General features: G+C 58.8%; 12 protein-coding genes. 10 read left to right on the forward strand and 2 right to left on the reverse strand.

The genetic code is table 11. The annotated features are described in order from the left end of the window. The first annotated feature begins 41 nt into the window (after nt 1–41). The 3 genes from ACR0D9_RS04140 to ACR0D9_RS04150 all read left to right on the forward strand — a co-directional run bounded on the left by ACR0D9_RS04140 (nt 42) and on the right by ACR0D9_RS04150 (nt 3,311). Entirely contained in the window at nt 42–2,006 is a 1,965-nt protein-coding gene (locus ACR0D9_RS04140; RefSeq protein ID WP_480537802.1) for a heme lyase CcmF/NrfE family subunit, read from the forward strand. Beyond that, the gene (locus ACR0D9_RS04145) at nt 2,003–2,458 is read left to right on the forward strand and encodes a cytochrome c-type biogenesis protein (protein ID WP_480481083.1); all 456 of its coding nucleotides are present in this window, start codon (nt 2,003–2,005) and stop codon (nt 2,456–2,458) included. Before ACR0D9_RS04140 ends, ACR0D9_RS04145 begins: the two co-directional genes overlap by 4 nt. A gap of 76 nt (nt 2,459–2,534) precedes the next feature. Continuing rightward, on the forward strand, nt 2,535–3,311 hold the full coding sequence (locus ACR0D9_RS04150; RefSeq protein ID WP_480485732.1) for an enoyl-CoA hydratase-related protein: 777 nt from the start codon (nt 2,535–2,537) through the stop codon (nt 3,309–3,311). 6 nt (nt 3,312–3,317) lie between these two features. Here the strand turns inward: ACR0D9_RS04150 and bmt are convergent, their stop codons facing one another. Then, nucleotides 3,318–4,331, reverse strand: coding sequence for a betaine--homocysteine S-methyltransferase (bmt, locus tag ACR0D9_RS04155; protein ID WP_267364607.1), 1,014 nt, complete (start codon nt 4,329–4,331; stop codon nt 3,318–3,320). A gap of 124 nt (nt 4,332–4,455) precedes the next feature. Next, entirely contained in the window at nt 4,456–4,776 is a 321-nt protein-coding gene (locus tag ACR0D9_RS04160; protein ID WP_267364605.1) for a DUF1476 domain-containing protein, read from the reverse strand. A 186-nt stretch (nt 4,777–4,962) separates the two neighbouring features. On the opposite strand from ACR0D9_RS04160, the gene purC reads away from it, so the two are divergent. The 7 genes from purC (at nt 4,963) to ACR0D9_RS04195 (ending at nt 14,418) form a co-directional block, all read left to right on the forward strand. After that, nucleotides 4,963–5,718: a phosphoribosylaminoimidazolesuccinocarboxamide synthase gene (gene purC, locus ACR0D9_RS04165; protein ID WP_209504015.1), complete on the forward strand. Its 756-nt coding sequence runs from the start codon at nt 4,963–4,965 to the stop codon at nt 5,716–5,718. A 285-nt stretch (nt 5,719–6,003) separates the two neighbouring features. Next, nucleotides 6,004–6,234, forward strand: a complete 231-nt coding sequence (purS, locus tag ACR0D9_RS04170) for a phosphoribosylformylglycinamidine synthase subunit PurS (RefSeq protein WP_480485730.1) — start codon at nt 6,004–6,006, stop codon at nt 6,232–6,234. 3 nt (nt 6,235–6,237) lie between these two features. Further along, nucleotides 6,238–7,281, forward strand: a complete 1,044-nt coding sequence (locus ACR0D9_RS04175; protein WP_480537804.1) for a zinc-dependent alcohol dehydrogenase family protein — start codon at nt 6,238–6,240, stop codon at nt 7,279–7,281. An 11-nt stretch (nt 7,282–7,292) separates the two neighbouring features. After that, nucleotides 7,293–7,961 carry a phosphoribosylformylglycinamidine synthase subunit PurQ gene (purQ, locus tag ACR0D9_RS04180; RefSeq protein ID WP_480537806.1) on the forward strand — a complete coding sequence of 223 codons (669 nt, stop codon included), beginning with the start codon at nt 7,293–7,295 and terminating at the stop codon, nt 7,959–7,961. Between the two features lie 69 nt (nt 7,962–8,030). Then, nucleotides 8,031–9,776, forward strand: coding sequence for a sensor histidine kinase (locus ACR0D9_RS04185; RefSeq protein WP_480481076.1), 1,746 nt, complete (start codon nt 8,031–8,033; stop codon nt 9,774–9,776). A 12-nt stretch (nt 9,777–9,788) separates the two neighbouring features. Next, nucleotides 9,789–11,123 (forward strand): sigma-54-dependent transcriptional regulator, encoded by a 1,335-nt coding sequence (locus ACR0D9_RS04190; protein WP_480476731.1) that lies wholly within the window; start codon nt 9,789–9,791, stop codon nt 11,121–11,123. A 502-nt stretch (nt 11,124–11,625) separates the two neighbouring features. Further along, nucleotides 11,626–14,418, forward strand: a complete 2,793-nt coding sequence (locus ACR0D9_RS04195) for an Rne/Rng family ribonuclease (protein ID WP_480485725.1) — start codon at nt 11,626–11,628, stop codon at nt 14,416–14,418. Nucleotides 14,419–14,444 lie beyond the last annotated feature (26 nt).

Genomic DNA, 14,444 nt, shown 5'->3' on the forward strand with positions numbered 1-14,444 from the left:
GGTCATGGCCCCCGGTTCCGCACCGGCGTATATTCCGGGGCATGATTACAGAGCTTGGCCACTTCACCCTGATCCTCGCGTTCTTTGTCGCAATTGTGCAAAGCGTTGTTCCCCTGATCGGCGCCTCAAAACGCTGGGCCGGCTGGATGGGCTTTGCAGAGCCCGCCGCGATCGTCCAGTTCCTGCTGACAGCGTTTGCATTTGGTGCATTGATCTGGGCGTTTGTAACGTCTGACTTCTCCCTCAGGATTGTGGTCGAGAATAGCCACACAGCAAAGCCGATGCTGTACAAGATCAGTGGAACATGGGGCAACCACGAAGGATCTATGCTGCTGTGGGTGCTGATTGTCACCCTGTTTGGTGCGATGGCGGCCTTCTTTGGTGGCGGCTTGCCACCGACACTTAAAGCCCGTGTTCTGGCCGTTCAATCGGCTATTGCCGTGGCGTTTTTCGGTTTTATCCTGTTCACGTCGAACCCGTTTGACCGGCTTGCCATCGCTCCGTTTGACGGGCGCGACCTGAACCCGCTGCTGCAAGACCCCGGGCTGGCCTTCCACCCGCCGTTTCTGTACCTCGGCTACGTCGGCTTGAGCATGGCATTCAGCTTTGCGATTGCTGCCCTGATCGAAGGGCGCATTGATGCGGCCTGGGGCCGGTGGGTACGCCCCTGGACGCTGGCGGCCTGGGTTTTCCTGACCATCGGTATCGCGCTGGGATCCTGGTGGGCCTATTACGAGCTGGGCTGGGGCGGCTTCTGGTTCTGGGACCCGGTCGAAAACGCGTCCTTCATGCCCTGGCTGCTGGCGGCGGCGCTGTTGCACTCGGCAATTGTTGTGGAAAAGCGCGAAGCATTGAAAAGTTGGACCATTCTGCTGGCAATCATCGCGTTTGGATTTTCCCTCATCGGTACGTTTATCGTACGATCAGGGCTGCTGACCTCGGTTCACGCCTTTGCCAATGATCCGGAACGCGGTGTGTTCATCCTTATCATTCTGGTCTTCTTCATCGGCGGCGCGCTTACCTTGTTTGCCGCGCGCGCGCAGGCGATGGAGGCCAAGGGCGTTTTTGGCATGGTCAGCCGCGAAAGCGCGCTGATCGTGAACAATGTCCTTCTGGCGGTCAGTTGCTTCGTCGTTTTTGTTGGGACGATGTGGCCGATGGTGGCCGAGATGATGTTTGACCGCAAACTTTCGGTTGGGGCACCGTTTTTCAACGCGGCGTTTTCTCCATTCATGGTTTTGCTGGGGCTGATCCTGCCAATCGGGGCGATGCTGCCGTGGAAACGCGGTCGGCTGGGCAAAACGGCCTGGTCCCTGCGCTATGCCCTTGGTCTGGCGCTGGCGATTGCGCTGTTGGTTTGGGCGATGCAGACCGGTCGCAGCGCGTTAGGACCCGTAGGCTTGTTCCTGGGGGCTTGGATTACATTCGGCGCCGCCATTGATTTGTGGAGCCGGACAGGCCGCAATGGCAGCTTCAAACGTCTGATCCGACTTCCGGGAGCCGATTGGGGTAAGGCAGTTGCCCATACCGGTCTTGGGGTCACGATCTTTGCGATTGCCGGTCTGACCGCGTGGGAGGCGGAAGATATCCGTGTGGCGCAACTGAACCAGCCGTTCGAAGTGGGTCAGTTTACACTGACATTGCAGGACGTGCGACGGGTTCAGGGGCCGAACTATTTTTCAACCACGGCTGATGTTCTGGTCGAAAAGGGCGGTCGCGTCATCGGAACGCTGCATCCCGAGAAACGGGATTATCCCGTTGCACGCATGCCGACGACCGAGGCCGCGATTGACTATCGTTTTCTTGGTGATCTTTACGTCGTCATCGGGGATCAGCAGGCAGATGGCGGCTGGGTCATGCGCACCTATATCAAGCCTTTGGCGAACTGGATCTGGGGTGGATGTATCCTGATGGCGCTCGGCGGTGTCCTTAGCCTGAGCGACAGGCGGTTCCGTGTCGCCGCAGGTGCGCGCAAATCCCCCGCTGGCGGAGTACCCGCAGAATGAAACGCCTTGTATTGATCCTGCTGCTGCTGGCAGCGCCGGTGTTTGCGGTACAACCTGACGAAGTTCTGGACGACCCTGTTCTGGAGCAGCGGGCGCGCGACCTGAGTGTCGGGTTGCGATGCCTGGTGTGTCGCAATGAAAGCATTGACGAAAGCAACGCTGAACTGGCACGCGATCTGCGCTTGCTTTTGCGTGAACGCCTGGTTGCGGGTGACAGCGACGAAGAGGCCGTCGCGTTTATCGTTGACCGCTACGGCGAATATGTCTTGCTCAAGCCCACCACCAGCGGTTCGAATCTGCTGTTGTGGCTTGCCGGGCCAATCATGTTGCTGATCGCTGCCGCAGTCGGGTTGAACTTTCTTCGCACACGCGCCAGGGCGCAGGTTTCAGGTGAAACCGAAGCTCTAAGCGCAGAAGAACAGGAACGCCTTCGCCAAATTCTTGAAGACTGACGTTTGGTTCTGCTTTTCCCAACCAGCCCGGACAAGTAAATGTGCTTAAACACGTGGCGCGAGGGAAAAAGTCTTCATGAATTACGAAACGGTTCTATTGGACATATCGGACGGTCTGGCGGTTCTGACCCTGAACAGACCGGACAAGATGAACGCGCTGACCACACGGATGCGGGCAGAGATTACCCACGCGATGAAAGACGCCGCGGTTAAAGCGCGTTGTATCGTTATCACCGGGGCAGGTCCGGCGTTTTGTTCCGGGCAGGATCTGGGCGATGCATCATCGACCGGTAAGATCGATCTGGAACGATCATTGCGCGACGAATACGAGCCGATGCTGGAAACCATCCACAGCTGTCCGGTTCCGACGATCGCTGCTGTAAACGGACCTGCTGCGGGGGCAGGGGCCAACCTTGCGCTGTGTGCGGATGTGGTTATTGCAACGGAAAGTGCGTATTTCCTACAGGCGTTTGCACGTATCGGCTTGCTGCCCGATGCCGGGGGCACCTGGTTCATGCCGCGCCAGATGGGCTTGGCCAAAGCGATGGGGGCGGCCTTGTTTGCTGACAAGATCAGCGCCCGGCAGGCCGAAGAATGGGGCATGATCTGGGAAGCTGTGCCCGATGATACGTTTGCCGCACATTGGCACAAAAGGGCAGAATATCTGGCCAAAGGTCCAACGGCGGCCTATGGCGCGATCAAACGTGCCATTCGCGGGACGTACGAAAACACATTGCAGCAGCAGCTTGCGACCGAGGCGCATCTTCAAGGTGAATGTGGCCGGTCGCGGGATTTTGCTGAAGGTGTAGTGGCGTTCATGGAAAAACGCCCTCCGAAATTCGAAGGGCGTTGATAAGCGTCAGGCGCGGCGGCGGCGACGCGTACGGCGTTCGGGGCCCGCGTCGTCCTCGGTTCCGTCGGAAGCCGACGAAAACGGCCCCAATGCCTCGGTGATCTGATCCAGTGTCGGGCGCTCGCCGCGCGAAGTGGTATCCAGCGCTTCGCGCATTTTGCGCAGATGATCGGGCATGGTGCCGCAGCACCCGCCAATGATTGTGGCGCCCGAATCCCGCGCCATGGCAGCATACCGACCCATCAGTTCGGGTGTCCCGTCATAGTGGATATGGCCATCCACGTATTTCGGAATGCCCGCATTGCCCTTTGAGATCAGCGGGCGCTCGGTGCCTTGCGCAGCAAAACCCAGAACCGTGCGCAGGATATCCGACGCGCCGGTACCACAATTGGCCCCAAAAGCGATCGGTGGGTTTGGCAAGGTTTCAACCAAAAGCGCAAGATCGGCCGAGGTGACACCCATCATTGTGCGCCCGGCCGTGTCAAAGCTCATCGTGCCGCACCAGGGCATGTCGGCCAGTGCAAAGGCCTCGGCTGCCGCGCGGAACTCCTCGGGCGCGCTGATGGTTTCTACCCAAAGAACGTCAACCCCGCCCGCTTTCAAAGCCTCGGCCTGTTCATGAAACATTTCAACCGCTTCGGAATGCGACAGGCTGCCGACCGGCTCCATAATCTCGCCGGTGGGTCCAACCGATCCGGCCACGACAACAGGGCGCCCGGCTTTGTCTGCGACTTCACGTCCAAGTTCTGCGCCGATACGGTTCAGCTCGCCCACGCGGTTCTGCGCATCATGCAGTTTCAGACGCGCCGCAGTGCCTCCAAACGTATTGGTCAGAAACAGGTCGCTGCCCGCATCGACTGACCCCTGATACAGCGCCCTGATCTTGTCCGGAGCATCCACGTTCCACAGCTCAGGTGCATCACCTGATTGCAGACCCATGTTAAATAAGTTGGTCCCCGTTGCACCGTCCGCAAGGATGGCGTCTTTGGTGTCCAGAAGTTTGCTCAGCGCGTTTGTCATAGGGTTATTCCAGAAAAAGCGTATAAACGCTGCAAAAAAACAGAGACGCCCCATGTCTCATGACCAGGGCGTCAAATCAAATTCATAAAACTCATGAAGATCATGAGTTTTGCATTTCAGGCAATCAATGCTCGCCTTCCGCCATCACCTGTTCTTTGGCCTCAACCAGAAGCTCGGCCATTTTCGAACGGATCGTGGCTTCATCTGCAAGATCACCCAAGTAGGCTTTGACTGCCTCGACAACATCGTCCTCGCCGACATGCTGCAGGTCGGTATGAACCAGTTCCTGTCCGTATTTCCGTGCCTGTTCAACAGTTTCGCCCTTCAGCGCAGACGCCCAGACAGCCATAAAGCGGTTGCGGCGCATCCGTGCGATAAACTGCATCTTTTCGTCATGGGCGAATTTGCTTTCAAACGCGGCTTCACGTTCGTCGAATGTGGTCATTGGTTGGGGACCCCTTGGATTACCGTTTCTCACTGATGATATGACAATAGGACACTCTGGGTGCAAGGTATTTGCGCTGCGTCAAAGGCCCTCGGGGCAGCGAACTTGCGGGAACGCAGGGCTTGCACTATGAGGACGCCAACGTGAAGGGACTCATTCCCTTTCGCCAGTCTGGAAAGGTCGCTTATGGCGCGTCGCAAGAAAATCTACGAAGGCAAGGCCAAAATTCTGTATGAAGGCCCCGAGCCGGGCACCATCGTACAGTATTTCAAGGATGACGCCACCGCATTCAACGCCGAGAAGAAGGACGTGATTGACGGCAAAGGCGTGCTGAACAACCGTTTATCCGAGTTCTTTATGACCGGGCTGACCCAGATTGGCATTCCGAACCACTTCATCCGGCGCCTGAACATGCGTGAACAACTGGTGCGCAATTGCGAGATCATTCCGCTGGAAGTGATCGTGCGCAATTACGCGGCCGGTTCGATGTCGAAACGTCTTGGCATTGCCGAAGGGACGCAATTGCCACGTCCGATCGTTGAATATTGCTTCAAGGATGATGCCTTGGGCGATCCTCTTGTCACCGAGGAACACATCGCCGCGTTTGGCTGGGCCAGCCAGCAGGACATGGACGACATCCTCAGCCTTGCGCTGCGCGTGAACGATTTCCTGAGCGGCGTGATGCTGGCGGTGGGTATTCGTCTGGTTGACTTCAAGATCGAAATCGGGCGCGTGTTTGAAGGCGACTATCAGCGGCTGGTCGTTGCGGATGAAATCAGCCCGGACAGCTGCCGCCTGTGGGATATCAAGACCGGTCAGAAACTGGACAAGGATGTATTCCGCCGCGATCTGGGCAGCCTGACAGATGCCTATTCTGAGGTCGCCCGAAGGCTGGGTGTGCTGCCTGCCAGCAATGTCACCAAGCCGACGCTGATCAACTAAACACTCCTTCTTAGCAGCGCCGCCCCCTCAGGGCGGCGTTTTGCCTTTGCCAAGTTATTGGCAGAGCAGGGTGTTTGCGTGTGGCCGGGCCGTTTGATCAGATGACTATTCCGAAGTTTCCAGCCGCCGTGCCAGCACAACTACTTGGGTCCATCTGACGGCGCAGGATCGTCACCCGCCTGCGGCAAACTGCGTTTGAAACAGGGTTGTCGAAACCCATCAGGCGCGCTATCCCCCGCGCAACGAAATGGGCCTTGTATGCGGCCCTCAGGTGGAGTTGCCAAAATGAAAGCACGGGTTCATGTGATGCTCAAGAACGGGGTGCTGGACCCGCAGGGCGAAGCAGTACGGCACGCATTGGGTGCGATGGGCTTTGATCAGGTCGAAGGCGTGCGCCAAGGCAAAGTCATCGATCTTGAGCTTGCCGATGGCGCGACCGAGGCAGACGTGACCGAGATGTGCGAGAAGCTTTTGGCCAACACCGTCATCGAACGCTACGAGATCGAACTGGCCTGATTGATGCGGGCCGCGCGTCTGATCACCTATCGTCAACCGCTTGAGGTGTCGACGATCGCCGACCCGGTTCCCACCGAAGACGGTGTTGTGGTGCGGGTGCTGGCCTGCGGCGTGTGCCGGTCCGATTGGCACGCGTGGTCGGGCTCTGACCCGGACGTTGTCCTGCCCATGACACCCGGTCACGAGTTTTGCGGTGAGGTGGTCTCGGTCGGTGCGCGCGTCACACGGTGGCGTGTCGGGGACCGGGTGATTGCGCCCTTTATCCTTGCCTGTGGGCATTGCCCGGACTGCGCGCAGGGTCATCAGACAATCTGTCCGAACCAGGTCGTGCCCGGCTTTGCCTGTGACGGGGCTTTTGCTGAATATGTTGCCGTGGCTCATGCCGATGCCAACCTGACATCCTTGCAAGACAGCATCGCGCCTGAAATCGCCGCCGCATTGGGGTGTCGCGTAACCACGGCCTGGCAGGCGCTTGTTGGCCGGGCGCAGGTGCAGGGTGGTGAGTGGATTGCTGTCTTTGGCGGCGGCGGTGTCGGAATATCAACGCTTCTTCTGGGCAAGGCGCTTGGCGCGCGTGTAATCGTTGTCGATATCGCCGAAGACAAGCTGGCCTATGCCAAAACTCTGGGCGCCGATGCGGTGGTCAACGCCGCAACATGTGATGCCCCACAGGCGGTGAAAGACATCACCGGTGGCGGTGCCCATGTTGCGATCGAGGCGCTTGGCGTCGAAGCCACGACCGTTTCCGCCATGCGATCCCTGCGTAAAATGGGCCGCATGGTGCAAATCGGAATGCCCGCGGGGGACCATGTGCAGATGTCGCTGCCGATGGATGTGCTCTATTCTGGTCAGCTCTCCGTGTTTGGCACCCGTGGGATGCCAAGCTGGCGCTATCCGTCGCTGTTGTCGCTGATCGCGGGTCAAGGGGTCGACCTGAGCCCGCTGGTGACCCGGAAAATAACCCTGAACCAGGTAAGCGCCGAGCTTGCCGCTTTTGACCATCCAACGCCTCCGGGTGTTGCGGTTGTCACAGATTTTGTCTCGTAGGAGGGCCCGCCATGCGCGCAGCCGTAATCGTATTCCCCGGATCCAACTGTGACCGAGATCTTGCCGTCGCCTTTGAGCAGGCCGGTTTTCAGGTCGATATGGTCTGGCACAAAGACGCGGCTTTGCCCGAAGGTATTGATATCGTGGGTGTGCCGGGCGGGTTCTCTTACGGAGACTACCTGCGGTGCGGCGCAATCGCTGCGCAATCGCCGATTTGCAAGGCCGTCGTCGAACACACGCAGCGCGGCGGTTATACCGTCGGAATTTGCAACGGTTTTCAGGTTCTGACGGAAACCGGCATTTTGCCGGGCGCCTTGCTGCGCAATGCCGGGCTGAAATACATCTGCAAGACCGTTGGCCTAAGGGTTGAAACCAGCGACAGCGCGTTTACCAGCGGTTACAACGCAGGCGATGTGATCGGTATTCCGATTGCGCACCACGATGGCAACTATTTTGCGGATGACACGACACTGGCCGCTTTGAAAGATCAGGACCGGATCGCGTTCACCTATGCCGAAAACCCGAACGGCTCGGTCGGGGATATCGCCGGGATCCTGTCGGAAAACCGCCGCGTGCTTGGAATGATGCCGCACCCCGAACGCGCAGCAGATCAGGGCCATGGCGGCACAGATGGGGTGGCGTTGTTCCGCGCATTGTCAGGTGTGTTTGAAGCGGCGTGACTTGAGGTCTCGCCCGCCGGGGCGTAACCTTTCGCCATGAACCCCGAAGTTCGATCTGGCTGGTCAAATATGTTGAAACCGTTTCGTGGTGCACCGCTGGGCTGGCGGTTGCGGCTGGCGGTTCTTGTTCTGCTGGTCGCGACAATTGCAACGGTGTGGGTCACGAACCGGCTGTTGACCGACAGGTTCACCGAATCCACGCGCAACCGGGCGGAACTGCGGCTGACGCTGTATTCGGGCAACTTGCTGAGTGAACTGCGCCGCAACTCGATTGTTCCGCAATTGCTTGCCCGCGACCCGACGTTGATTTCGGCATTGCAGTCAGGCGATTACACCCTGTCGACACAGCGCCTTATTTCATTCGTAGAAGAGATCGGCGCGGCCTCACTGGTATTGCTGGACAGCGACGGGCGCACAGTTGCCGCGACCGACCGGAACAGGTTGGGCGAGGGGCACCGGAACACGCCCTATTTTGTGGATGCGATCCGCTCGAACGCGACGATCTTCTCTGTTATTCCCAAGGACGCAGGCGGATACAGCTTTGTGTATTCGCGCCGGTTGGAGAACGGCGCCGAGTTTCTGGGGGTAATCGTCGTCGAGGTTGACCTGCAAAAGTTCGAACGCGCTTGGGCAGGTATCTCGGATGCGGTGATGGTTACCGACAGCACCGGCAACATCATTTTGTCCACGGAACCCCGCTGGCGCGGGCTGGATGAGAACACGGCGATGCTGCGCCAACCGCCACAAGGGGCGATCCAGCGCGCGATCCGGGCAACAACCGATTGGACCGCGCTGCCGCCTGATGCCTATCTTCAGGGCGAAGCGGTGATGCGGATCGAGACGCGCATTCCTTTCCGCGGCTGGCAGATGACCTCGTTCACGACCTATGCCTCGATCCGGGAAAAGGTGAACAGTGTTCTGGCGCTGGAAATCATGGGGTTTGCGATTCTTCTGGCGCTTGCGTTCTATGCGTTGAGCCGCCGTGCCACGTTGCGCATGACCTTGTTCCAGCGCGAGTCGGCAGAGCTTCGCGCATTGAACGCACGGTTACAGCGGGAAATCGCTGAACGTGAACGGGTTGAAAAGACGCTGGATTTGGCGGAACAGACGCTTGCGCAAAGCTCGAAACTGGCCGCCCTTGGCGAGATGTCGGCCGCGGTCAGTCATGAGTTGAACCAGCCACTGGCGGCAATGAAAACCTATCTGGCCGGGGCCCGCCTGTTGCTGCGCCGCAACCGCCCGGAAGAGGCCCTTGCCAGCTTTGGCCGCATCGATGGTCTGATCGAACGGATGGGGGCAATTACCCGGCAGCTCAAGTCTTATGCGCGCAAGGGTGCGGATGCGTTTTCACCAGTAAATCTTGGTGAAGCGCTGGCCTCGTCCCTGTCGATGATGGAGCCGCAATTGCGTCAGCGACACGTGAAGATCACACAGATCGTACCAGAGGAACCCGTGATCGTGATGGGGGACCGAATGCGCATCGAGCAGGTCATGGTCAACCTCTTGCGAAACGCGCTGGACGCCACCAAATCAGTGGCGGAGCCAGATGTGGAAATCATCCTGGCAGCTGGTGACACGGCTGTGCTGACCGTACGCGACAACGGGCACGGAATCGAGGATATCGAAAACCTGTTCGAGCCGTTCTACACAACCAAACAGCCCGGAGACGGTGTTGGTCTGGGGCTTGCCATCTCGTCGGGGATCGTGAACGACCATGGGGGACGGCTGACTGCACGCAACGGCCAATATGGCGGTGCGGTGTTTGAAATGCAGTTGCCTGCACTGGGAAGCGACGGCCTTGAAGCCGCGGAATAACGAGGAATGACTATGGCACAAGCCATGAAAATTGCCATTGTTGACGATGAACAGGACATGCGCCAATCGATCAGCCAGTGGCTCGCTTTGTCCGGCTATGACACGGAAACCTTCGCCAGCGCGGAAGATGCGCTCAAGGTGTTGGGTCCGGATTATCCGGGGATAGTGATTTCGGACATCAAGATGCCCGGAATGGACGGCATTCAGCTTCTCAAAAAGCTGATGGGCGCTGACAGCACCTTGCCCGTGATCATGATCACCGGTCACGGCGATGTTCCGATGGCTGTCGAGGCGATGCGTGTCGGTGCATTCGATTTCCTTGAAAAACCCTTCAACCCCGACCGCATGTCTGAACTGGCCAAACGGGCCAGCAATGCGCGGCGTCTGACGCTGGACAACCGCGCGCTGCGCCGGGAATTGTCCGGCGGCACCCAGATCATGAACAAACTGATCGGTGCCAGCCCGGTTATGGAACGCCTGCGCGAGGATATCCTCGATCTAGGTCAGGCGGATGGCCATGTGCTGATCGACGGAGAGACAGGGACCGGAAAGACGCTTGTCGCACACGCCCTGCATGCGGTTGGAAGCCGTGCCGGCAAGAAATTCGTGCTGGTGTCCTGCGCGGCGCACGAGGAAGACGCGTTGGCCAAACGTCTGTTTGGGCCGATGATGCCTGAAGACGCCCAATTGCCCGCCATCGAAGAGGCGCGGGGCGGAACGCTGGTTCTGGAAGATGTCGAAGCGCTCAACGATTCCCTGCAAGCCAAGCTGCTCAGCGTGATGAACGAGCAGGGCACGCCGGCCGAGACACGCATCGTAGCGATCTCGAACCTGCAAGAGGCGGGAAAAACCTCCGAAGATGTCTTACGGCCGGACCTGTTCTACCGACTGGCCGCCTTGCGCATCACCATGCCGCCCCTGCGCCAGAGGGGCGAGGATATTCTGACCCTGTTTACCCGTCTGAGCGAGCAGTTCGCCGAAGAATACGGCTGCGATGCGCCTCAGGTAAGCGCTCAGGAAGCCGCGCAGCTGTTGCAGGCACCCTGGCCGGGGAACGTGCGCCAGTTGATCAACATTGCCGAACGCGCGGTGCTGCAATCGCGCCGTGGGTCCGGAACGATCGCCTCGCTGTTGATGTCGGATCACGAGGAAATGCAGCCGGTCATGACCACTGAAGGCAAGCCGCTGAAGGAATATGTCGAAGCCTTTGAACGGATGCTGATCGATAACACTATGCGGCGGCACAAAGGCTCAATCGCGTCTGTGATGGATGAGCTGTGCCTGCCGCGCCGGACGCTGAATGAAAAGATGGCCAAATACGGCCTCCAGCGGTCGGACTATCTGTAAACTTTGTGGCGGGGGCTCTGCCCCCGTCGCCTTTGGCGACTCCCCCGGGATATTTTTGGCCAGATGAAGGCGATCCCGCACGCCGTCGCAGGGGCGGTGCAGTTTGCCCATTGTCTTTTCCACAGGACTGCTTTTATTGTGTCCGGACGGGCCGGGCCAGTTTTGTGTCCATAAGCCCCGAATCATTGAGTTTCGCTGCTTTGCTGATGGTGATGACGGATTGTTCGCCGCAAAGCAGACCGATTGTGCCTCATTTGGGGCAATGTAGTACCTGAGTCCGACATGTCGGGCGAAAGGAATAATGGGCAGGCTGCGGCTAACGCGCCTGTCGGAGAAGAACCGCGATGACGCGCGCGCAACGATTGAGTGACCGGGCAGGGGGCCACAGCGCCAGACCCTGCCGCGCGCCGTCCGATATCGCCCTGACAAGACACCTCCCCAAATGTGCCTGTCCACCTGGACGGGTCAGGACAACGCGTTTGGCGCGGTGCACCAAGGACACATGGCTAAGAAAATGCTTATCGATGCCACCCACGCGGAGGAAACCCGCGTCGTGGTGGTCGACGGAAACAAGGTCGAGGAGTTCGATTTTGAATCCGAAAACAAGCGCCAGCTTGCTGGCAACATCTATCTTGCAAAAGTAACACGGGTTGAGCCGTCGCTTCAGGCGGCCTTTGTGGATTATGGCGGGAACCGGCACGGCTTCCTGGCGTTCTCGGAAATTCACCCGGACTATTACCAGATCCCCATCGCCGACCGCGAGGCGTTGATGGAGGAAGAGCGCGCTTATGCCGAGGCCATGAAGGCGCGGGATGAGGCCGACGAGGGCAAGCCGAAAAAGCGACGTTCGCGGTCCCGATCGAAGGCCGCGGATCTGAAGTCGGACGATTTGGTCGAAACGATGGAAGTTTCGACCGAGCCGACCGGTATGGAAACCATCGATTTTGACGACAGTGACGAAGCGGACATGGAGGTGCCCGAGGGGACATCGCCAATGGAAGTCGTCGCTGAAACACCTGTTGAGGAGCCTGAGGACAACGAAGCGCCGGAAGCTGTGTCAGATGACACTGCAGAGGAAGCGGCTTCGGAAGACGAGGCTGAGGTTGAAACAGTTGAGTCTTCACAAGACGACGCAGCAGGGGATTCTGATGACGCGGCGGATGCTTCAAGCGCTGACGATGGCGATGAAGCGTCTGAATTGTCTGAAGATGACCAGGACGCAGATGATGGCGACGCGGATGAAGAACACGCTGACGCTGCCGCGAAAGATGACACGATTGAATCCGTGGCCGAGGAAGACGACAGCGAAGACATCCGCCCTCCGCGCAAGCCACGCCCGCGCCGGTACAAGATTCAGGAAGTGATCAAAGTGCGCCAGGTGTTGCTGGTGCAAGTCGTCAAGGAAGAGCGCGGCAACAAAGGGGCGGCCCTGACGACATATCTGTCGCTGGCCGGTCGCTATTGTGTTCTGATGCCAAACACCGCCCGTGGCGGTGGGATCAGCCGCAAGATCACCAACGCGGTTGACCGCAAGAAACTGAAAGAAATCGCCGCGGATATTGATGTGCCCACGGGGGCGGGTTTGATTATCCGGACTGCGGGCGCCAAGCGCACCAAATCGGAAATCAAGCGCGACTATGAATACCTGCAACGCCTGTGGGAGCAGATCCGGGCATTGACCCTGGAATCCATCGCACCTGCGAAGATCTATGAAGAAGGCGATCTGATCAAACGGTCGATCCGGGACCTTTATAACCGCGATATCGATGAGGTTTTGGTCGAGGGCGAAGGCGGATACCGCATCGCCAAAGACTTCATGAAGATGATCATGCCGTCGCACGCCAAGAATGTGAAACGGTACGAGGACGCGCTGCCGCTGTTTGCACGCTATCAGGTGGAAAGCTACCTGGCGGGGATGTTCAACCCGACTGTTCAGCTGAAATCTGGCGGGTATATCGTGATCGGCGTGACCGAAGCGCTGGTGGCAATCGACGTGAACTCGGGCCGGGCCACGAAAGAAGGCTCGATCGAGGAAACGGCGCTGAAAACCAACCTTGAGGCTGCGGAAGAAGTGGCCCGCCAGTTGCGTCTGCGTGACCTTGCCGGTCTGATTGTCATCGATTTCATCGATATGGACGAGCGCAAGAACAATGCGTCCGTTGAAAAGCGTCTGAAGGACAAACTGAAAACCGACCGTGCCCGCATTCAGGTCGGTCGGATTTCAGGTTTTGGCCTGCTCGAGATGAGCCGTCAGAGGCTGCGCCCCGGTATGATCGAGGCGACCACGCAGCCATGCCCGGCATGCCACGGCACCGGCCTGATCCGTTCGGACGACAACATGGCACTGTCGATCCTGCGTCAGATCGAAGAGGAAGGCACCCGCCGCCGCTCGCGCGAGGTTCTGGTGCGCTGCCCGGTCAGTATCGCGAACTTCCTGATGAACCAGAAGCGCGAGCATATTGCACAGATCGAATCGCGCTATGGCCTGTCTGTACGGATCGAAGGCGATGTGCATCTGGTCAGCCCGGATTTCTCGATGGAGAAATTCAAGACCGCCAGCCGCATTGTTCCCGAAGCGACAGCACCTGTCGTGTCGGTCGATGCCTCGCTGATGGATCTGGTCGATTCTTCGGACGAGGAAGAAACCGAAGAGGATATCGCGCCGACCGAAGATGACACCAAACCCAAGCGCAAGCGCCGCCGTCGTCGTCGCAAGAAGGGCGGGGGCAATGGTGACGCGCCGGAACAGGGCGCGGATGACGGTGAAGGGACAGAGCAGGAGGATGCCGCAGGCGAATCCGCTGAAACCGAGACCGCTGTCGAGGCAACCGAAGCCGAAGCGACGGAAGAGGAAAAACCCGCCAAGCCCAAACGCAAGCGCGCTCCGCGCCGTCGTAAGAAAGATGCGGTGGCAGAAGAGGCTTCGGAACAGACAGAAGCAACTGATGCCGATACCGCGGCTGATGCACCGGTAGTTGAAGAGGCGGCCTCAGACGCTGAATCCGAACCTGCCGAGGCGGTTGTCGCCGAGCAAAGCGAAGCGGCTGAGGCTGCTGAAGCTAAGCCAGAAGCAACAGAGGTGGCCGAGCAGACTGAGGAAGTCGCGCAAGCTGAAGCGATCGTTGCGATGGAAGAACCTGAAGTTCAATCTGCCGATGAGCCGGTCGAAGACGCGCCCGTGGAAGAAACACCCGTGGCAGCAGAACCTGAACCGGTGCTTGAAACTGTGGCAGATGAACCTGAGCCAGAATCCGACAGGCCCAAACGGCGCGGATGGTGGTCGTTGGGCAACTGATGAAAGGGCGGGCAGATTTGCCCGCC

The sequence above is a fragment of the Ruegeria sp. AK11 genome (assembly GCF_056541095.1).

Coding starts and splice junctions, on each gene's coding strand:
- ACR0D9_RS04140 (WP_480537802.1), top strand. CDS start 42: ATGATTACAGAGCTTGGCCACTTCACCCTGATCCTCGCGTTCTTTGTC.
- ACR0D9_RS04145 (WP_480481083.1), top strand. CDS start 2,003: ATGAAACGCCTTGTATTGATCCTGCTGCTGCTGGCAGCGCCGGTGTTT.
- ACR0D9_RS04150 (WP_480485732.1), top strand. CDS start 2,535: ATGAATTACGAAACGGTTCTATTGGACATATCGGACGGTCTGGCGGTT.
- bmt (WP_267364607.1), bottom strand. CDS start 4,331: ATGACAAACGCGCTGAGCAAACTTCTGGACACCAAAGACGCCATCCTT.
- ACR0D9_RS04160 (WP_267364605.1), bottom strand. CDS start 4,776: ATGACCACATTCGACGAACGTGAAGCCGCGTTTGAAAGCAAATTCGCC.
- purC (WP_209504015.1), top strand. CDS start 4,963: ATGGCGCGTCGCAAGAAAATCTACGAAGGCAAGGCCAAAATTCTGTAT.
- purS (WP_480485730.1), top strand. CDS start 6,004: ATGAAAGCACGGGTTCATGTGATGCTCAAGAACGGGGTGCTGGACCCG.
- ACR0D9_RS04175 (WP_480537804.1), top strand. CDS start 6,238: ATGCGGGCCGCGCGTCTGATCACCTATCGTCAACCGCTTGAGGTGTCG.
- purQ (WP_480537806.1), top strand. CDS start 7,293: ATGCGCGCAGCCGTAATCGTATTCCCCGGATCCAACTGTGACCGAGAT.
- ACR0D9_RS04185 (WP_480481076.1), top strand. CDS start 8,031: ATGTTGAAACCGTTTCGTGGTGCACCGCTGGGCTGGCGGTTGCGGCTG.
- ACR0D9_RS04190 (WP_480476731.1), top strand. CDS start 9,789: ATGGCACAAGCCATGAAAATTGCCATTGTTGACGATGAACAGGACATG.
- ACR0D9_RS04195 (WP_480485725.1), top strand. CDS start 11,626: ATGGCTAAGAAAATGCTTATCGATGCCACCCACGCGGAGGAAACCCGC.